The 18,752-nt window shown below is 72.3% G+C and carries 19 protein-coding genes; 7 read left to right on the top strand and 12 right to left on the bottom strand.

Going from position 1 to position 18,752, the window contains the following annotated elements; translation table 11 throughout:
* Nucleotides 1-92 precede the first annotated feature (92 nt).
* Nucleotides 93-494 (bottom strand): SHOCT domain-containing protein, encoded by a 402-nt coding sequence (locus ABZ716_RS06500; RefSeq protein ID WP_358957059.1) that lies wholly within the window; start codon nt 492-494, stop codon nt 93-95.
* Nucleotides 491-856, bottom strand: coding sequence for a carboxymuconolactone decarboxylase family protein (locus ABZ716_RS06495; protein ID WP_358812558.1), 366 nt, complete (start codon nt 854-856; stop codon nt 491-493). Before ABZ716_RS06495 ends, ABZ716_RS06500 begins: the two co-directional genes overlap by 4 nt.
* 394 nt (nt 857-1,250) lie before the next feature.
* Here ABZ716_RS06495 and ABZ716_RS06490 point away from each other — a divergent pair, with 394 nt between their 5' ends.
* A complete protein-coding gene (locus ABZ716_RS06490) occupies nt 1,251-1,667 on the top strand; it encodes a hypothetical protein (RefSeq protein ID WP_358812559.1) in 417 nt (138 codons plus the stop codon).
* 457 nt (nt 1,668-2,124) lie between these two features.
* Here the strand turns inward: ABZ716_RS06490 and ABZ716_RS06485 are convergent, their stop codons facing one another.
* Together ABZ716_RS06485 and ABZ716_RS06480 are read right to left on the bottom strand one after the other, a co-directional pair.
* Nucleotides 2,125-2,322 carry a hypothetical protein gene (locus tag ABZ716_RS06485; protein ID WP_358812560.1) on the bottom strand — a complete coding sequence of 66 codons (198 nt, stop codon included), beginning with the start codon at nt 2,320-2,322 and terminating at the stop codon, nt 2,125-2,127.
* 119 nt (nt 2,323-2,441) lie between these two features.
* Nucleotides 2,442-5,036, bottom strand: coding sequence for a LuxR C-terminal-related transcriptional regulator (locus ABZ716_RS06480; protein ID WP_358957057.1), 2,595 nt, complete (start codon nt 5,034-5,036; stop codon nt 2,442-2,444).
* A gap of 573 nt (nt 5,037-5,609) precedes the next feature.
* On the opposite strand from ABZ716_RS06480, the gene ABZ716_RS06475 reads away from it, so the two are divergent.
* A complete protein-coding gene (locus ABZ716_RS06475; protein ID WP_358957055.1) occupies nt 5,610-6,422 on the top strand; it encodes a YhjD/YihY/BrkB family envelope integrity protein in 813 nt (270 codons plus the stop codon).
* A gap of 71 nt (nt 6,423-6,493) precedes the next feature.
* The gene (locus tag ABZ716_RS06470; protein ID WP_358812676.1) at nt 6,494-6,994 is read left to right on the top strand and encodes a potassium channel family protein; all 501 of its coding nucleotides are present in this window, start codon (nt 6,494-6,496) and stop codon (nt 6,992-6,994) included.
* A 241-nt stretch (nt 6,995-7,235) separates the two neighbouring features.
* Here the strand turns inward: ABZ716_RS06470 and ABZ716_RS06465 are convergent, their stop codons facing one another.
* The 5 genes from ABZ716_RS06465 to ABZ716_RS06445 all read right to left on the bottom strand — a co-directional run bounded on the left by ABZ716_RS06465 (nt 7,236) and on the right by ABZ716_RS06445 (nt 11,557).
* Nucleotides 7,236-8,096, bottom strand: a complete 861-nt coding sequence (locus ABZ716_RS06465) for an NmrA family NAD(P)-binding protein (RefSeq protein ID WP_358957052.1) — start codon at nt 8,094-8,096, stop codon at nt 7,236-7,238.
* A 41-nt stretch (nt 8,097-8,137) separates the two neighbouring features.
* Nucleotides 8,138-8,605, bottom strand: a complete 468-nt coding sequence (locus ABZ716_RS06460; protein WP_358957049.1) for a hypothetical protein — start codon at nt 8,603-8,605, stop codon at nt 8,138-8,140.
* A gap of 127 nt (nt 8,606-8,732) precedes the next feature.
* Nucleotides 8,733-9,251, bottom strand: a complete 519-nt coding sequence (locus ABZ716_RS06455) for a MarR family transcriptional regulator (protein ID WP_358957047.1) — start codon at nt 9,249-9,251, stop codon at nt 8,733-8,735.
* A gap of 114 nt (nt 9,252-9,365) precedes the next feature.
* Nucleotides 9,366-10,820 (bottom strand): HAMP domain-containing sensor histidine kinase, encoded by a 1,455-nt coding sequence (locus ABZ716_RS06450; RefSeq protein ID WP_358957045.1) that lies wholly within the window; start codon nt 10,818-10,820, stop codon nt 9,366-9,368.
* Nucleotides 10,817-11,557 (bottom strand): response regulator transcription factor, encoded by a 741-nt coding sequence (locus ABZ716_RS06445; protein WP_358812567.1) that lies wholly within the window; start codon nt 11,555-11,557, stop codon nt 10,817-10,819. Before ABZ716_RS06445 ends, ABZ716_RS06450 begins: the two co-directional genes overlap by 4 nt.
* Nucleotides 11,558-11,736: 179 nt before the next feature.
* Between ABZ716_RS06445 and ABZ716_RS06440 the strand changes: the two genes are divergently transcribed.
* Both ABZ716_RS06440 and ABZ716_RS06435 read left to right on the top strand, forming a co-directional pair.
* Nucleotides 11,737-12,255, top strand: coding sequence for a DUF2231 domain-containing protein (locus ABZ716_RS06440; protein ID WP_358957043.1), 519 nt, complete (start codon nt 11,737-11,739; stop codon nt 12,253-12,255).
* A gap of 105 nt (nt 12,256-12,360) precedes the next feature.
* A complete protein-coding gene (locus ABZ716_RS06435; RefSeq protein ID WP_358957041.1) occupies nt 12,361-13,059 on the top strand; it encodes a response regulator transcription factor in 699 nt (232 codons plus the stop codon).
* Nucleotides 13,060-13,114: 55 nt separating this feature from the next.
* On the opposite strand, the gene ABZ716_RS06430 is transcribed toward ABZ716_RS06435, so the two are convergent.
* From ABZ716_RS06430 to ABZ716_RS06420, 3 genes are all read right to left on the bottom strand, one after another.
* Nucleotides 13,115-14,845, bottom strand: coding sequence for a GAF domain-containing protein (locus ABZ716_RS06430; RefSeq protein ID WP_358957038.1), 1,731 nt, complete (start codon nt 14,843-14,845; stop codon nt 13,115-13,117).
* A 271-nt stretch (nt 14,846-15,116) separates the two neighbouring features.
* On the bottom strand, nt 15,117-15,980 hold the full coding sequence (locus tag ABZ716_RS06425) for a universal stress protein (protein ID WP_358957036.1): 864 nt from the start codon (nt 15,978-15,980) through the stop codon (nt 15,117-15,119).
* Entirely contained in the window at nt 15,977-16,885 is a 909-nt protein-coding gene (locus ABZ716_RS06420; protein ID WP_358957034.1) for a universal stress protein, read from the bottom strand. The genes ABZ716_RS06425 and ABZ716_RS06420 overlap by 4 nt, the downstream gene beginning before the upstream one ends.
* 360 nt (nt 16,886-17,245) lie before the next feature.
* On the opposite strand from ABZ716_RS06420, the gene ABZ716_RS06415 reads away from it, so the two are divergent.
* Together ABZ716_RS06415 and ABZ716_RS06410 are read left to right on the top strand one after the other, a co-directional pair.
* Complete coding sequence (locus ABZ716_RS06415) at nt 17,246-18,115, top strand: universal stress protein (protein ID WP_358957031.1); 870 nt, start codon at nt 17,246-17,248, stop codon at nt 18,113-18,115.
* A 177-nt stretch (nt 18,116-18,292) separates the two neighbouring features.
* Nucleotides 18,293-18,748 carry a DUF6325 family protein gene (locus tag ABZ716_RS06410; protein WP_358812574.1) on the top strand — a complete coding sequence of 152 codons (456 nt, stop codon included), beginning with the start codon at nt 18,293-18,295 and terminating at the stop codon, nt 18,746-18,748.
* The last annotated feature ends 4 nt before the right edge of the window (nt 18,749-18,752 follow it).

Genomic DNA, 18,752 nt, shown 5'->3' with positions numbered 1-18,752 from the left:
GGCACGAACAGCACGCAGAGCATGGCGGAGGGGATCCAGTGAGTGAGCGACGTAGGGGTCTGGGGCGGGGGCGCGGCGCGACCTCCCGGCGCTCAGTGGAGGATCTTCGCCTTGGCCCGCTGGAATTCGGCGTCGGTGATGTCTCCCTTGGCGCGCATCTCGGAGAGCTTGGCGAGTTGATCCGCCTCGCTCCCGGCCCCACTGCCGGCGGCCTCCCGGACGTATTCGTCGAAAGCCTGCTTCTGGGCCTGGGCGTGTGTCACCTCGCGCTTGCCCATGCTCTTGCCCCGGGCCAGGACGTAGACGAACACGCCGAGGAACGGCAGCAGCACCACGAAGATGAGCCATCCGGTCTTGCCGAGCCCGCCGAGCGTGTCGTCCCGGAAGATGTCGACGATGATCCGGAAGAGCAGGATGATCCACAGGATCCAGAGGAAGATCCACATGACCGTCCAGAACGCTCCGAGGACCGGGTAGTCGTAGGCCAGATTCATTTCACCGCTCCTTCTTCCTCTCCCCCGCCGGGCAACAGGCGCAGCCCGAAGGCTTCACCGATGCCGCCGGCGGCGGCCACCACGCGGGCGGTGCCGACCACGGGGGCGATGGCCACGAGGGTGCCCCGGACCTTTTCCGGGGGCACGCCGATGTCGTCGGCGGCGCCGACGTTGAGCAGGTACGAGGCGGGGGAGGCTCCCAGGGCCACCAGCGCCGCGATGCGGGTCAGCAGGTACGTCTCGGGGTCCAGACCGGATCGCTCGAACGCGTTGAGCGTCATCTGGACCAGAGTGTCGAACACGGGCGCGTCCGACTCGTCAGGGGCGTTGACGTCCTCCGCCCCGTCCGCGTTCCCGGCCATCTCCGGCTCCCTTCTTCCGGCTCGTTCCTTGGCCGTGGGCATCGCGCCCGTTCAGTCCAGCTGAACCAGCCGCGTACCTGTGCCTCGTGGTCGGCGTAGCGATCGCCGGACACATGGCCGCGTCGCGTACGACGTCCACCGCGTGGATGTACTGCTGATCACTATCACCGGGAACAGTCGGTCTCGCCTCACCCGTCACGGGTGACAGGGCCCTGGGGCGGCACACCGTTTCACGGAGCGGGCGTACGGAGTCACCGGGCCGTGGATGTCGGAGCACGGGCGATCCGGCCCGCGGACATCACCCGCCGCGGGTGATCACTCCTGCCGGGCCGCCTCACATGCTGGAAGGAGCAGCGTTGGCCGCTGCGTCTCACCGACGAAGTGAGGAAAACCCATGACCACGACTCACAACCGCTCGGACACGGCCGAGGCGGCGGCGGGCGGACTGACGACGTTCGCCGGCGTCCTGCTGCTCATCGCCGGCGTCCTGAACGTCCTCCGCGGCATCATGGCGATCGTAGACGACGAGATCTACGTCTCCACCCCGCGCTACCTCTTCCAGTTCGACCTGACCAGCTGGGGCTGGATCCACCTGATCTTCGGCGTGATCGCCCTGCTCGTCGGCGCCGGCCTCTTCTCCCGCGCCACGTGGGCCCGGGTCGCCGGTATCGCCATCGCGGGACTGCTGATCATCGCGAACTTCCTGTCGATCCCGTACTACCCGTTCTGGTCGATGATCCTGATCGCGCTGTACGCCTTCGTCATCTGGGCCCTGTGCGTCGTGCGGCGGGACCCCCAGCGGGAGCTCTGACGGACCATGCCGAAGCGGCCGCCTGCGGTGAGGCGGTGAGAGGGTGAGCGCAAGCTCCCTCGGTCCCCGAAGAGCTGCGGCGCCCGCGCCACCTTGACGCCGCCACCACACCGACCTGCCCCCGGGCACCGCTCGAAGTCGCGGTGCCCGGGGGCAGGACCAGTCGTCGGCCCGCCGCGGACCCGGGCGGGGGAACCTCCCCGGGTCACCCGCGCCGGTTCGGCGCCGGCCGAGCCGTCTGCCGGCCGGGGCGGCCTGCGACCTCGACTGCACCGTCGACCGGCCGATGCCCACGAGGGCCGGACTGCCGGGCCGGGGACAGACCGCCCGCGCTGATCACGCGCCCCGCGTGCGGAAGCCGGCCCCGAACGGTCGCACAACGCGCCCTGCCCGTATGAGGGGGGCGCACACGGGTCCGCTGTCACCGCAGATCCAACCGCCGATGGTTCACGTCCCGTCAGAGAGCGGCCCTGCGCATCTCCACCACGTGGAGGCCCAGCGACTGGAACCGCGCGAGCAGCCCGTAGAGATGCGCCTCGTCGACGACCTGACCGAAGAGCAAGGTCTGTCCGGACACGACGAAGCCCTCCAACTCCGGGAACGCGTCGGTCATCGTCCTCGACATCTGCCCCTCGATGCGGAACTCGTATTCCATGAACACGCATCCCTCGCAGCTGGAGTCCCTCCAGGCCCCCGCGTACCTCATGCTGCGCTGTCGTGCCGAGCGGCGCATCACCCCGACCGGGTGACCTCGGCCGGGCGCCGCCGGGACCGTCACAGCAGATGGAGTTCCCGGGCCCGGCGCACGGCCTCACCACGCCGGGTCACGGCGAGCTTGCGGTAGATGTTCTTCAAGTGGGTCTTGACCGTGTTGACGGAGAGGAACAGCTGTGCGGCGATTTCCTGCGTGGACATCATCTGGGCCAGTTGGCCCAGGACTTCGCGTTCCCGGTCACTGAGCGGCTCGGTCATCGGAGCAGGGCCGGCCCCCACGCTGTCCGCGGCCTGCGCCTTTGCCACCGCACCGTTCGACAGCCAGTCACGCCCCGGGAGGGACCCGCTGCCGAGCAGGTGCCCGAGCCAGGGGCCGGCCTCCGAGAACGGCCGCCTCAGGCGCCCGGGCCGGGCGACGGTGAGGGCACGGGCGATGAGGTGCCGGGCCGTGACCTCGTCACCCAGTGTGTGAGCCACCTGCGCCCGCACCAGCAGGGCCCGGACCGTGACGGCCGGCCCGTGGCCGTCAGGGCCGGGCAACGCGTCGAGGAGCGCACGTGCCGCTTCTTCGTCACCGGCCGCCAGCCGGGCGTGGGCTGAAGCGATCGCGTAGTGCGGCCCTGCCTCCTGCCACTCGGCCAGCGCCTTGACCGCTGACCACGGGTGCCCCCCAGCCGTATGGGCCGCGGCCGCGGCCAGCGCCACCTGACCGTCCACCCAGACTGACGGTGACGTGCCTGACAGCGTCTCCCGCATGTCGTCGAGGACCTGGAGGGCCTGGACGGGGTCGCCGCCGGCAACCAGCAGCCGTGCGCGCGTGACGGACCACCACCACGCGGTGACCGGGTCACGGGTAGGAGGAGACGACGGGGGTGCCTGGTGGAGACGGGCCCGGGCGGAGACGAGATCGTCGCGCTCGATGTCGACGGCCGCCAGCACCAGCCGCCCGAGGGAGGTACGGCCCGAGGGCGGCAAGCCGAACCGCTCCGCCTCGGCGATCGCCAGCCGGGCCTTCTCCTCGGCCCGGCCGGGCCAACCTTCGAGGAAGTCGATCAGGGCGAGCCGGCCCAGGGCATCGTGCCGCGTCAGGGCGGTGGAGGGCCCGTGAGACGCCTCCACCGCAGAGGTCAGCGCCGCCCGGGCCGCGTCGAAGCGGCCTGCCCACAGCTGGGCCGATCCCAGAGCGGCGAACCTGAGTACGCGCATCTCCGGATGCGCCTCCAGACGCTCCTCGAGGGACTCCCGTTCCTCGAGCTCCTCGGCCCGTCGGGCGGCGGTCTCGACCATGTCCGCCGAGCCGAGCAGCAGGCCGGCCATCACCCGCAGCAACGCACAGCTGAGGTGGGCGGCCGACGCGTCCTGTGATTCGACCGGTGGCAGCTGCGCCTCGGCACGGTCCAGGTCGGCGATCCCCCGCTCGACGTCGCAGCGAGCCAGGTCACAGGCGGCGCGCACCAGGCCGGCGGCGGGACCGGGCGTGTCCGGCGCCATCCTGGTGAACAACGCGCGGAGCCGGTCCGCGTTCAGCCCCGTGAAGAGCTGTCCGATCGCCAGGTCGTCCACGAGCCGGTCCGCTGCGAAGGCCCAGTCCCCCGCTTCGGCGGCGTGCGGCAGGGCCTCCGCGACCAGGCCGGCGTCGCTCAGCCATCGGGCGGCCGTGCCGTGCAGTTCGCACTCCAGCCCAGGGTGCCTGGTGTTCAGGTGAGCGCGCAGGATCTCGGCGAAGAGGGGATGCAGCCGGTACCACGAGTGGCTGGTCGGCTCGACGAACGCGTTCGCGCGCTGCAGTTCCGCGAGGACGGGAGCGGCATCGTCCCGTCCGGTGAGGGCGTTCGCCAGGCCGGGGTGGATCCGCTCGCAGATGCTGGTCCGCAGCAGCAGGTCCTGGCTCGCGGCGGACTGGGTTTCCAGCACCTCGGCCAGCAGGAAGTCCGCAACGGTGGTCTGCCCCGTTTCGAATTCCTTCAGGAAGGTCTCCGGGTCCTCTGCCCCCTGTGCCGCGAGGATGCACAGGCGCAGCCCCGCGACCCATCCGCCGGTGCGTCCGGTCAGCGCGTGAGCGCCCCCGTCCGACAGGGACAGGCCGTGCAGGCGCGCGAGTTCGGCCGTCTCCCCGGGCAGGAACGCCAGGTCGGCGGCGCGGATCTCCGTCAGCTCGCCGGCGGCGCGGTACCGGTGCAGCGGCAGCAGCGGCTCGGTACGGCTGATGAGGAGCAGACGCAGCCCCGCCCCCGCGTGCTGCAGGACGAACTGGAGTTCGTCGGCGACTTCCGGCGCGGAGATCCGTTCGAACTCGTCGAGGACGAGGATCACCGGGTCGGTCCGGCCGTTCAGGTGAGCGGCGAGCCGGGCCAGCAGCGAGTCGTCGACCTCGCTCGGGCGAGCGGGGCCGGCCAGGTCGTCGGGCAGAGGGATTCCGTGGTGACGCAGTGCCTCCAGGACATAGGCCCAGAAGATTCCCGGGGTGTTGTCGCCGGACTCGACCGTCAGCCACGTCATCGGGCCGGGCAGGAGCGCCGTACGGGCCCAGTCCGCGGCCAACAAGGTCTTGCCCGCCCCCGCCGGCCCGTTGAGCAGCACGAGACGGCCCGAACCGGTCAGGGCCCGGGTGAGGGTCTCCGCCAAGCGGGCCCTGCGGATGAACGTCTGGGGCACATGAGGAAGCGTGAACCGGGCAGCGAGAACAGGGTCGCCGTTCGGTGTCAGGCCCCCGGGAACGCTTTCGCGGGCCAACCCGCCGGATTCGGACATGGCACCTTCCACCTTGGCAGAGTCCCCGAGGCAGTCAAATCCGCCTCGCGGCAGCCGCTGGAAGCGGCTGCGCGGAGGGGGCAGCGGGGCCGCCGGGGCGTGGCGGGCCGGGGGCCGCCGGTCGCGCACGGATGGCGTACGTTTTCGCGCCGGACGCCCGACCGGGTCAGTAACGTCTGATTCGAGTCCGAGAGCCGGCACGTGAGGTGCCGCGTGGCGCTGCGCGGATGGCGGGTGCGAGAGACGATCGAGATGGACGTATGCCGCCGGCGGTGTGATCGCCGGGTACCGGGTCTCGGATCCGTGCGCCCGAGCCGATCGCCGACCTCCGGGTGAACGCATCACCGGGAGAGGGATATGAATGCGTCGAGCAGAACTCCGGAGAGTGAGGGGGACGGGCCGGGGGCGCGGTCGTCGGAGGCTGCCGGTCCCCCGGCGTCGGACGGTGGGTTCGCGGCGCGGGGAGGCGTCGGCCGTGTGCGGCGGACGGCCGACTGGGGCAGAGGGAAGTTCACCGGGTCGTGGGCCGATGCCCTGTGGCAGCGGCTGGGCGCGGTGGACTTCATCAGCCAGGCCATGGTGCTGGCCGCCACGCTGCTGCTGTGCGTGGTGCCGTTCTTCCTGATCGTGACCGCTCTGGCCGGGCAGTCGGCGGCGTCGTCCCTCTCGCAGCGCATGGGCCTCGACCAAGAGGCCGCGTCGTACCTCGGAAAGCTGTTCGCCCCTTCCTCCGCCATTTCCGCCGCGGTGAACGGGCTGTCCTGGGTGTTCTTCATCCTGGCCGGTCTGGCCGGGGCGAAGGCCGTGCAGCAGTTGTACCAGCGGGTGTTCGCCATACCGGCCAGGGGCGCGGCGGACTCGGTGCGGGCTCTCGTGTGGCTGGCGCTGGTCGTGGGCGCGCTGTTCGCGGTCTCCTCGGCGGGACCGGGGCTGCAGGGGGCCGGTCCGGTGCTGTTCTGGATCCTGTACAGCGTGCTGAGCGTCGGCTTCTTCTGGTTCTCGATGTGGTTCCTGCTGGCCGGGAGGATGGCCTGGCGCAGGCTGCTGCCGTGCGCCGTCGCCACCGGCACCTGCTGGGTGGGCATGATGGGGGTGTTCGCGGTGATCTTCTCCAGCATGATCATCAGCTATAACAAGAGATACGGGTCGATCGGGACGGTGTTCGCCTTGATGTCCTTCTTCATCGCGATCGGGGTGGTACTGGTCCTGGGAGCGGCACTCGGTCTGGTGTGGACGGAGCACGGTCTGTCGTTCCGGGGCGCCCTGGGCAGGGTGCGGCGCAGGTCATGAGGGGCCGCCGCACGACAGCACGCGCTGCCCGGTCCGTGCCCGGACTCTCCCCCGGCAGGATCGCGTGGTTGGTGCTGAGGGTGATGGCGTCGGTCGCCGCGCTGCTGGCCCTCTACTGCGCCCTTCCCCTGGACCGCACCTCCTCCACACGGTTCGCTGTCACGATCCTGGTCGCCGGGCTGGCCGCGTTCGTCGTGCTGGTCGGCCTCCAGATCCGCACGATCATCCGATCGCCGATCCCGGTCGTCCGCGCGGTCGAGGCCCTGGCCCTCAGCGTGCCGTTCTTCCTGCTGCTGTTCGCCGCCGCCTACGTCGTCCTGGCCGCGCTGTCCCCGGGCAGCTTCGGAGGACGCCTGTCCCACACCGACGGCCTGTACTTCGCCATCACGGTGTTCACCACGGTCGGTTTCGGCGACATCACCGCCAAGTCTCAGACCGCGAGGCTGGTGGTCACCGGGCAGATGGTCGCCGACCTGATCGTCCTCGGCCTCGGGTTCCGGCTCGTCACGGCCGCCGTCCGGCACAGCCGGCGGCAGCAGGATCCGCCCCGGCACCCGAGCGACGGACAATGAGCCGTGAAGACCGGACACTGCCCGCACTTCGGCCCCCGCAGGGATGTGATTCTCGACGGCACACGTCCCCACCGTCATCGCGCGGCGACCGCGGGAGACGGCGCCCGGACCCGGTGAGCATCCGGCTCCGGATCCCGGCCGTCACGCTCGCGCTCCGGCTGGTACGGGCCGTCACGCTGCCGGCCGGCGGCGCCATCGGCCGGCTGGTCGCCCGCCGCCGGGCGAAGGGCAGCCCCCGTCGTCAACGAAGGAAGTCCGCCCGGTGCTCGTGCAGGAAGGCGTGCAGCGTACGGGGCGGGCGGCCCAGGAGGTCCGCGACCGTGCCGGTGGGACGTTCGGGGCGGGCTTGGGCCAGTTGCTGGATCTCGGTCACGTGGTCGGCGAGCCAGTCGGGCATCCCGACGTGGCGGACCAGGCTCTCGCGCAGCTCCTGCGCGGGCAGGTCGACGTACCGGACCCGCGTACCGGTCAGCGCGGACAGCCGGTCCGCGAGTCCGGGGTGGCTGACGGCTTCGGGGCCGGTCAGGGTGTACGTGCCGCCGGCGAGCTCGGCCCCGGTCAGCACGGCGGCGGCGATGTCGCCGATGTCGCGGCAGTCGACGTAGTTGCAGGGCGCGTCACCCATGGCGCCGAGGAACGCGGACCGGGCCGCCACAGCCGGGGCCAGGCGCAGCAGGTTCTGCATGAAGGCGTAGGGCCGCAGGACCGTGTGGGCGGGGCCGGCGGTGCGCAGGTGCTCCTCGACGGCGTGGTGCCCGCGGGAGACGGCGACGGGCGAGTCGGCTTCGGCGGCGGGGGCGGAGATCTTGACGATGTGGCCGACGCCGGCGGCTGCGGCGATGTCGACGGCCCGGATTTCGAGTTCGACCTGTGCCGGGCCGTTGGCCATCGCGAGGAAGAGCTGGGTGGCCCCCTCGAAGGCGGCGTGCAGCGACCCGGGGTCGGTGGCGTCGGCGTACCGGACCTCGACGAGCGGGTCGTCGGCGCCGTCGCGTATCCGCTGCGGGGTGCGGGTCAGCGCGCGGGCGGGCACGCCGAGCGTGCGCAGGCTCTGGAGCAGCGCCCTGCCGGTGGCTCCGGTGGCTCCCATGACGGTGATCATCGTGCGTCCTTTCCTCAGGTGTCGGGGGGTGACGGTGCGGGTCAGGCGCGCCAACGGCCGATGGCGGCCCGCCAGCGCAGGGTGACGATGGTGGTGGCGAGGGCGGCGGAGACCGGCAGGTCCAGGCGGAGCCGGTCCAGCCACTTCCCCGCCGGAACGGCGGTGTGGGCGGGCAGCCAGCCCGCGGCGAACCAGCCCAGCAGGGCGGCTGCGGCGGTCGTGGCGGCCGCCAGCAGCCCCGTCAGCACCGGGCGCGGCAGGGTGGTGGTCCAGCGCCGCGGGCGTCCGCCGTGCCGCAGCCAGGCGCCGAGCAGGTACGCCACCACGGCGGAGGTGCCGGCTATGGAGGTGAACGCCGCCAGGACCAGTCCGCTCTGGCCGGTGGCGAATCCGGCCGCGCCGGCCATCAGGGCCGGGGCGGCGTAGGCGGTCAGGACTTCGCGCCACAGCGTGAACGGACGGGCGTCCGCGTCACGGCCGGGGGCGACAGCGTGCCTTGTTGACGTCATGCGGCCTCTCTCTCGACCCGGGGTGGGGATACGAACCCTCCCCTGGGCCAATCTAATTAGGAAGCTAACTACTGGGCGAGAAAACAGGCCCCGCAGAGATGCGGAGCCAGGACGGACGCGGGCCGGGCTACTCGTCGGTGAGGGCGGAACTGCCCCGCACCACACGGGCGAGCAGATCCAGGAAGACCGCGCGCTCCTCGACACTGAGGCCGCCCACCATCTCCTCCAGCCGCCCGAAGTGCTCGGACGCCATCTCGCGCAGGCGCTGCGCACCACGGGCGGTGAGCACGACCACCGCACCGCGCCCGTCCTCGACGGACGCGCGACGAGCGACCAGGCCGTCCCGCTCCAGGCCGTCCACCAGGCCGGTGACCGTGGCCCGGGAGACATCGAGGTCGGCCGCCAGCCGGGACGGCGACTTCTCCCCGCCGCAGTCCTCCAGATCGGCGAGCAGCCGGTAACGCCCGGTCGACAGGCCGAACCGGGAGAAGTGCACCTCGGCCGCCCGGCCGACCCGCGCACCGGCGGAGATCAGCCGCACCGCGACCAGCACCGCCTGCGGGTCGACGTCGAGACCGTAACGCCTGACCTGCTGCCTGGCCTGCTCCAGCGTGGGCGCCTCGCGATCCGTCCGGCCGTTCGTCATGCCCTTAATATGGCACCTAACTATCTCGCCCGTCAAGACGCCGCGGTCGGCAACCGCCGGCCACCCCGACGCGCCGGTCGCGGCGTGCTCTCGGCGCCGCCGCACCCGCCTACCTCACCGAGCCGGGGAAGGTGGCGCCGGGCTGTCGACGGGCAGCGTCAGGCGGAACTCGGTGCGCCCGGGGCGGCTGGTGACCGTGGCGGTGCCGCCGTGCGCCGCGGCGACCGCGTGGACGATCGCGAGGCCGAGACCGGTGCTGCCGGTCGCGCGGGAGCGGGAGTGGTCGGCCCGCACGAAGCGGCCGAAGACCTCGGGCTGAAGGTCGTCGGGGATTCCGGTGCCGTCATCCGTCACGGTCACGATCACGCCCTCCGGTCCGGTGGCGAGGGTGACGGTGACCTCGGTGCCGGGCGGCGTGTGCGTGCGCGCGTTGGCAAGGAGGTTCCCGACCGCCTGCTGCAGGCCGCGCGGGTCACCGGTGACGACGACCGGCTCCTCGGGGAGGTCGAGACGCCAGTGGTGGCCCGGGCCGGCAGCCCGGGCGTCGGCCGTCGCGTCGAGGACCAGCAGGGTGAGGTCGACCGCCACGCGTTCGAGCGGCCGCCCGGCGTCCAGGCGGGCGAGCAGGAGGAGGTCGTCGACGAGTGAGGTCATGCGCTGCGACTCCGCCTCGATGCGTTCCAGGGCGTGCCGGACGTCGCCGGGTACGGGACCTCGGTGGCGCAGGGCGAGTTCGGCGTGGCCGCGGATGTTCGCGACAGGGGTGCGCAGTTCGTGGCTGGCGTCGGCGGCGAAGTGGCGAAGCCGCTCCTCACTGGCGTGGCGGCGGCCCAGGGCGTTTTCCACGTGGCCGAGCATGCGGTTGAGAGCGCTGCCCACCTGGCCTACCTCGGTGCGGGGGTCGGTGTCGGACAGCGGGCTCGGCATGGCCACCTCACCGCTCGCGAGCGGCAGCTCCGCCACCTCCGCGGCCCGGGCGGTGACCCGTCGCAGAGGGCTCAGGGAGATCCGTACCCAGGCGGCGGCCGCGACGCCGGTGAGTGCCAGGGCCGTGCCGAACAGGACGGCCTCGACCGCCTGGACACGGTGGACGGTCTCTTCCAGCGGGTGCAGGGGGAGTCCGGTCACGAGGACGTCGCCGTCGTCGCCCCGCACGGCCGTGACCCGGTATCGGCCGGGGCCGGAGAGGCGGAGGGAGTGTCCGCGGCCGTCAGTGGGGATACGGGCGAGGGTGCGGCGGTCGTCGGGGGTGAGGGCCAGAGGACGGTCGGCCGCGTTGTCGACGACGGCGGCCTGGGTGACGGTGCCGTTCAGCAGGCGCGCCCCGAAGGTCCCGTCGGCCTGGCCGCGGGTGTCGGGCCGGTTGTCGGCGTCGGGTTCGGTCTCGTGCTCCAGGCTGGCGGCGAACCGGCCCTGGGACGCGGTGAGCTGTTCGTCCAGCCGCCCGGTCAGGAAGCTCCGCAGGGCCATGGCGGTGGTGACGCCGACGGCCAGGCAGGCCAGGGCCAGGAGGGCGACCAGCCCGGCGGTGAGCTGACCGCGCAGCGTGCGGGGCGCGAAGCGTTTCACGGGGTGCCGTTCGGCTTCAGCACGTACCCGATGCCGCGGACCGTGTGGATCATCGGGGCTCGGCCCGCGTCGATCTTCTTGCGCAGGTAGCTGATGTACAGCTCGACGACGTGGGCGCGTCCGCCGAAGTCGTAGGCCCACACCCGGTCAAGGATCTGTGCCTTGGACAGCACTCGGCGCGGGTTGCGCATCAGGAAGCGCAGCAGCTCGAACTCGGTCCGCGACAGGCCGATCACCAGCCCGCCCCGGGTGACCTCCCGGGCTTCCTCGTCCATGCTGAGGTCGCCGACGGTCAGCCGGTGTGCCCCGTCCGCGTCGGCGAGTGTCCCGGCCCGCCGCAGCAGGCCGCGCAGCCGGGCCAGGACCTCCTCCAGGCTGTACGGCTTGGTGACGTAGTCGTCGCCGCCCGCGGTGATCCCGGCGATCCGGTCCTCGACGGCGTCCCGGGCGGTCAGGAAGAGCACGCCCACCCGGGGCGCGTCCCGGCGCAGGGCCCGCAGCACCTCCACGCCGTCGAGGTCGGGCAGCATCCGGTCGAGGACCACGGCGTCGGGCCGGAAGTCGAGGCCGGCGGCGACTGCGGCCGCACCGTCCGCCGCGGTGCGGACCTCCCAGCCCTCGGCGGTCAGCGCGGAGGCGAGGACGTCGGTCACATCGGGCTCGTCGTCCACGACGAGGATCCTGACCGGGGCGCCGTCCGGGCGGCGCGGGGGCGATGTCGTACGGGGCTCTTCCATGGCCCCTCCAGCATCTCCCGGCGGGCGGCCCGGCTGCGCACCCCCCACCTTTGAGTTTCCTCTGAATCGCCGCTGGGGGCGTGTGCGGGCCCCGTTTCAGAAGGTACGCAGAGGTTCGGCTGTGAGGCTGACGTCCGGAATCCCCGTCCGCCCTGCCCCCATCCCCCCGAAGGAGCACCATGGGACTCGACCTGGTCAACGGTCTCCCCGCGCACATCCTGCTGGTGCACGTCGTCGTGGTCCTGGCCCCGCTGGCCGCCGTCGCCCTGATCGTGTGCACCTGCTTCCCCCGCGCCGCCCACCGGATCGGCCTCGCGCTGCCGGTCCTCGCCCTTGCGGTCCTCGTCAGCGTTCCGCTGACGACGGAAGCGGGCGAATGGCTGGAGCACCACGTCGAGCGCGATCCGCTGATCCGCCGCCACGCCGAACTCGGCGACGGGCTCCTGCCCTGGGTCCTGGCCCTCTTCGTCCTGGCCACTGCCGTCTGGTGGGTACAGCGCCGGGGCACGGCCACCACCCCGGCCTCGACGGCAGCCCGGTGGACCCCGTCCACACCCGTGCGTGCGGTGGCGATCGTGCTGGCCTTGCTGATCGGTGCGGGCACCACCGTGCAGGTCTACCGGATCGGCGACTCCGGCGCGCGGGCCGCCTGGCACGACGGGTACTCCGCCGCCGCCCACCCGGGCTCGCACCGCTAGGGACCGAGCTCAGCGGCCCGCGTCGCCGGCCACGGGTGCGTTGCACCTCCTCCTGGGATAATCCGAAAGAAAGCGCACAGATCGGACCGACCGAGGGGCGCGACCATGTCCGACGATCCGAATGCCTCCCGCGCTGCGCCGATCAAGGTGTTCCTCCTCGACGACCACGAAGTGGTCCGCCGCGGACTGCGGGACCTACTCGACGCCGAGCCGGACATCACCGTCGTAGGTGAGGCGGGCACGGCCGAACAGGCCCTGGCCCGCGGGCCGGCGCTGCGCCCGGACGTCGCCGTGCTCGACGTGCGGCTGCCCGACAGCGACGGCATCACCGTCTGCCGGGAGCTGCGGTCCCACATGCCGGGCCTGTTCTGCCTGATGCTGACGTCCTTCGACGACGAGGAGGCGCTGCTGGACGCCATCATGGCCGGCGCGTCCGGATACGTGCTGAAGCAGATCAAGGGCTCCGACCTGGTCTCCGCGGTGCGAACGGTCGCCACCGGACAGTCCATGCTGGACCCGGCCACGACCGCGCGTCTGATGCACTCGCTACGCGACCCGGAAGCGGCCAGGGAACCGCAGGACGCCCGCCTGGCCGCTCTGACGGAACGCGAGCGGGCCGTCCTGGAACTCATCGGAGACGGCCTCACCAACCGGCAGATCGCCAAGCAGCTCTACCTGTCCGAGAAGACCGTCAAGAACCACATCTCACGGCTCCTGGGCAAGCTCGGCGTGGAACGACGGGTCCAGGCGGCCGTCATCGCCGCTCAGGTCCACGACCACGGCCAAGGCCACACCGAGCGCTGAACGCCAGCGTCACACGCGGAACCTGGCGGGCGGTGCACGGCCGTGAGCCGTACGTCTACGCGGGGACGAGGGGCACCCTCCACTCCAGGCGGGTGCCGCGCTCCGCCGGCCCCCGCGACGCAACGGTCATCTGCCCGCCCAGTTTCTGCGCCCGTTCGGTGAGGTTGCGCAGTCCGCTGCGGCGACCGCCGTCGGGCAGGCCGGCGCCGTCGTCCGTCACCGCGACGGTGAGGATGCCGTCGGCCGCGGCGATCAGGACGTCCACGTGAGCGGCCCCCGCATGGCGGGCGACGTTGGTCAGTGCTTCGCCGAGGACGGCCAGGGCCTCGTCGGCGACGGCAGGCGGTACGTCGGTGTCGATCAGGCCCTCCATCCGCAGGGCGGGGGCGAAGCCGAGGCCGGCGGCGGCCTGGTCCAGGGTCTGGACGGCACGGGAGCGGAGCTTCGAGCCCCTGCGGGGGGCATCATGGTCGCGCAGTCCGAAAATGGTGGAGCGGATGATCTTGATCGTGGCGTCGAGGTCGTCGACGGCGCGGGCGAGTCGTTCGGACGCCTCGGGGTGGTCGACGAAGCGCTGGGCGCTCTGGAGGGTCATTCCGGTGGCGAAGAGGCGCTGGATGGCCAGGTCGTGCAGGTCGCGGCCGATGCGGTCGTGGTCCTCCAGCAGGCTCATCTGCTCGGCGTCCCGGCGGCGGTCGGCCAGTTCCAGGGCCAGGGCCGCCTGGCCGGCGAAGCCCGGCAGCGCGGCGACCTCCGCAGGGGCGAACACCGGACGGCCCTGCCGACGGGCCAGCATCAGGACGCCGCTGAGCTTCTCCTTGGTACCGACCGTGACGGCGACGGCGGGCCCGAAGCCCTGCCAGCGTTCGGGCTGGACGGTGACACTTGCGTCGGAGGCCACGTCAGTGACGGTGACCAGGCCGTCCCGGGCCAGGGCGGCTTCGGCCAGGGTTCCCGCGGTGCTGGGCAGGACGATGCCGCGGTGCCGCTCCGAACCCTCGCCGAGCGCGAGGGAGCCGCGTAGTTCCCCGCCGGGGCCGAGGAGGTAGAAGACGCCCATGTCGGCGCCCGTGATGTCCTTGGCACGCTCCAGCATGCCGCCGAGTACCTCCTGCTGCGGGGTGCCGGAGAGAAGGGCGCTGGTGATGTCGGAACTGGCGGCCAGCCAGCGCTCGCGCAGCCGTACCTCCTCGAAGAGCCGGGCGTTCTCGATGGCGATGCCGGCGGCCACGGCGAGGGTGGACAACACCGCCTCGTCCTCGGCGTCGAAGTCGACGCCGCCGCGCTTCTCGGTCAGGTAGAGGTTGCCGAACACCTCCTCGCGGACCCGGATGGGGACGCCCAGGAAGGAGCGCATCGGCGGGTGGTGGTCGGGGAAGCCGTACGAGGCGGGGTGCTCGGACAGCTCGGAGAGGCGCAGGGGCTCCGGGTGCCGGATGAGCTCGCCGAGGATGCCGTGGCCGGAGGGCAGGTCGCCGATCTGGGCGCGGATCTCGTCGCTGATGCCGACGGGGAGGAACTCGGCGAGCCGCTTGTCGTCGCCGATCACTCCCAGGGCTCCGTACTCGGCGTCCACGAGGACGACGGCGGCCTCGACGATGCCGCGCAGGACCTGCGGCAGATCCAGTTCCCTGCCGACGGACATGACTGCTTCCAGGAGGCCGTTCAGGCGGTCCCGCGTGCCACGGACCTCGTCGATCCGCACCTGGAGCTCGTCGAGCAGCTCGTCCAGCCGCAACCGTGGCACGCGCGCTCCGGATCCGGCAGATCCGGCGTCCGTGCTCATAGCCCACCTCCGGCCGGTGTCCTCGGTGAGAGGACCACGCCTTCACGGTAGTACCGGCCGGGGGCGGGTGTCCCGTTCAGTAAGGAGGGGTCCCGTCCGCGTGGTGCGGGGCGACGACGAGCTCGGCATGGGAGCCGGAGCGGTATCCGGATCCGCAGGTGTTCATGATCAGGTCTTGGTGTGGGCGGTGGGGCGCGGTGGCGCCACCTCGTTGCGCCCCTACCGGGCGGGTGGGGCCGGTAGGTCTGCCGCGCGGCTGGTCATCGCCGGCTCAGCCGGTGGGGACGGTGACCACCGGGCAGTGGGCCCGGTGCAGGAGGCCATGGGCGACGGAACCCAGGCGCATGCCGGTGTAGCCGCCCCGGCCACGGCGCCCCACCACCAGGGCGAGGGCGTGCTCGGCGGCTCGGGCGAGTTCCTCGACGGGGTGGCCGGTGAGGACCTCGTGGGTGACGTGTACGTCGGGGTACTTGTCCGCCAGACCGGCCGTGGCCTCGCTCAGCAGGAACCTCTGGGCTTTCAGAGCGACCTCCTCGTCGTTGAGCAGGAACAGCGGCGGCTGCCACACGCAGATGACCCGCAGGGCGGCACCGCGCCGGTCGGCCTCGTCGAAAGCGAGGGTCAGGGCGTCGGTGGTGGCCGCGCTGCCGTCGACTCCGACGACGAGGTAGGCGGGCTGCTGGGTGACGTGCTCGGCTTCGCCCACGGCGACGACCGGGCAGGCGGCCTGCGCGGCCACCGGGACCACGGTCGAGCCGGCGCTGAAGAACTCGGCCGCCCGGCCCAGGTGCCGGGAGCCCAGGACGACCAGACGGGCGGACCGGGCCTGTGCCACGAGGACGTGGGCGGGGAAGCCACCGAGCAGGTCCGTGCCGACGGTGACTTCCGGGTGCCGGTCGCGGACCCAGCTCGCGACCTGGTCCAGCCTGTCCGCGCCACCGTGGCGCAGGGCCGCCTGCTGCGGCGTGTCGTCGATGTGCTGCACGTCGTGCTGCGGCGGGACCGCCAGGACCAGGCGCAGCGGCAGCCGGCGCCGATGGGCCTCGTCGGCGGCCCAGGCCACCGCGAGGTGCCAGTCCCGGACCGGGTCGACGCCGACGACGATGTCATGGGCCTGCTCCCATGCGGCGGTCATGTCGTGCTCCCGAAGTCGCTGCCGAGCCTGGGGATGAGCAGGACCGGGCAGTGGGCGTGGTGCAGCAGGCTGTGTGCGGCCATGCCCAGGTTGCGGCCGAGTCCGAGCGGGGTGGGGGGACGGCGACCGCCCATCACCAGCAGGTCGGCGTGGCGGGACGCCTCGACCAGGACTCCGGCCACGGACACGCCCTTCTCCGCGTCGCCGGCGACGGTCAGGTCCGGGAACTCCTCGCGGATCGTGTACGTGACGGTCCGCAAGGGCTCCTCGTGCCGGGCGGCGATCTCGTCCACGCCGTCGAGCATGGGCGCCACCGTGCCGACGGACCGCAGCAGGTTCCACACGTGCAGCAACCGCAGCGAAGCCTTGCGCAGCTCGGCTTCCCGGGCCGCGTAGCGGGCGCACGCCAGGTCGTGCTCGTCGCGGACGGCGACGAGGACGGTGCCGCGCTCTTCTCCCTCTTCAGTGCCACGGACCACGATGACCGGGGTCTTGGCGGTCGCCGCCGTGTCGAGGCCGACGGAGCCGAGCATGAGGGTGTTGAATCCGCCCAGGCCGCGGTTGCCCACGACGACCGTGCCGTGAAGGCCACCGGCCCGGTGGAGGCTGGTGACGGCGTCCGCGCGGCTGAACTCGGTGGTCACATGCAGACCGGGGTACTCGGCGACCACGGCCTTCTCGGTGTCGTCGAGGAGTTCCCGGCCCGCGGCACGAGCCCTCTCGACGGTCTCCGCCGACAAGTACAGCGCCCTGCCGTCCGTGTCGGCACCGTGGACGATGTGCAGGGGGCGGCCTCGGCGCGCGGCCTCTCCCGCGGCCCACAGGGCGGCCTCGCGCGCCTGCGCCGAGCCGTCGACGCCGACGATGACGGAGCTGGTGTCCGGGGTACGGATGGTGCTTTCCACGGTTCCTCCCAACCGAGAAGCCGACGGGTCTCACCACTGACGCTGGCCCCTGCGGAGTGCCCGCGAGAGGGCCGTCAGGGGCCGCCTGGGGGGCCAAAGGTCCCCATCGGGCGGCTCGGTCCCGCCCAGCCGACAGCTGGGTGGCCCTACCGGTCCCCGGACGGGGCCGTTCGGCCCTCGAAGCACCCTTCGCCACGGCGGATGGTGAAGAGCACAGCGGAAACCGGCCACGCCCACCGCCGGCACGGCGGAGCGGGAGGGCCCCATGAACCACATCGAGGTGGCGGACCTCATGACCGACGAGGTCGTCTCCGTTCCCCCCGGAACGGCTGTCAGGATCCCGCTAAGGAGCCCGAAGTCATGAACACGCACGTGATCGTCGGAGTCGACGGCTCCGCCGAGAGCCGGGCGGCCGCCCGGTGGGCCGCGCAGGAGGCCGTCCTGCGCCAGGTGCCGCTGCGTCTGGTCCATGCCGTCGACTGGCTCCTGGACCCGGTGCTCCCCGGCGTCGGACCTCAGGACGCCGAGCGCTGGGCGGACCGGACACTGGCCGAGACCTCCGGAGAACTCCGCAGACGACATCCGCGCCTGGACGTCACCACCAGGGCCCTGTCGGCCCGGCCCGCGGCCGCCCTGGCGGCGGAGGCGGCCGACGCCGACCTGCTGGTACTGGGCTCACGGGGCCTGGGCGGGCTGGTCGGGTTCGTCGTCGGCTCGGTGGCGATGTCCACCCTGGTCGCGACCGCCACACCGGTCGTCCTCGTCCGCACCGCCGACGACCCGGACGGCCCGGGCACCGGCACGACCCGGGAGATCGTCGTGGGTGTCGACATCCACGAAGCCTGCGACCGGGTCCTCGCCTTCGCCTTCGAGGAAGCGGACCGCCGCGACTGCCCGCTGCGGGCCGTCCACGGCTGGAAACTGCCGCCCGTCTACACCTACGCCCCTTTCGCCGATCCCGACGACGAGCGGGACATCGGCAGGAGCGTCACCCACATGCTGGACGACACGCTCCTTCCGTGGCGGCACAAGTTCCCCGACGTCGCCGTCGACCAGACGGTGTTCAGGGGGTCTGCCGCCGAGCGGCTCGTCCCGGCGGGCCAGGGGGCACAGCTGGTCGTCATCGGCCGGCACCTGCGCCGCTCCCCCCTCGGCGTGCACCTGGGCTCGGTCGCCCACGCGGTCCTGCACCACGCGGCCGCCCCCGTCGCCGTCATCGCCCACGAATGACGGCCCCCACCACGTCCACCTCACGGGCACGGGAGGAAGACCCAGCGACGTCGCCGCCGGGCAGTCGATGACGCGACCTCACCCGCCGGGGGTGATCCCCCGTCCCCGCGCCGTGCCTACGCTCGTGGCTGTGTGAGGGGCCCTGACCGTTCCAGGCTTGTGACAGGAGTGGACGACGTGACCACAGAAACCACCGACCCGGCCCGCGAACTGGGCCCCATCGACTACCTGGTGGTCGAGTTCCCCGGCAGCCATCTGACCGGTGAGGGGCTGCCCCTGCTGGTCGACCTGGTCGACCGCGGCATCATCCGGATCCTCGACCTGGCCTTCTTCATGAAGGACGAGGACGGCACGGTGCGCGGTCTGGAACTCGCCGATGTGACGGGCGACGGCCGGCCCGACCTCACCGTCTTCGAAGGGGCCTCCTCGGGGCTGCTCGGCGACGACGAGATCACCGAGGCCGGGTCCCTCCTCCATCCCGGGGATTCCGCCGCCGTGCTCCTCTACGAGAACCTGTGGGCCGCGCCCCTGGCCGCCGCTCTGCGCCGCGCCGACGCCAGGATGATCGCGAGCGGGCGCGTGCCGGTCCAGGACCTGCTCGACGCGCTCGACGCGCTGGAAAAGGCTGGCTGATCCC

The sequence above is a fragment of the Streptomyces sp. NPDC006687 genome, from assembly GCF_040636215.1.
Classification (GTDB): domain Bacteria; phylum Actinomycetota; class Actinomycetes; order Streptomycetales; family Streptomycetaceae; genus Streptomyces.
Note: the sequence above shows the minus strand (reverse complement) of the source record. Positions and strands in the feature narration are given on the sequence as shown.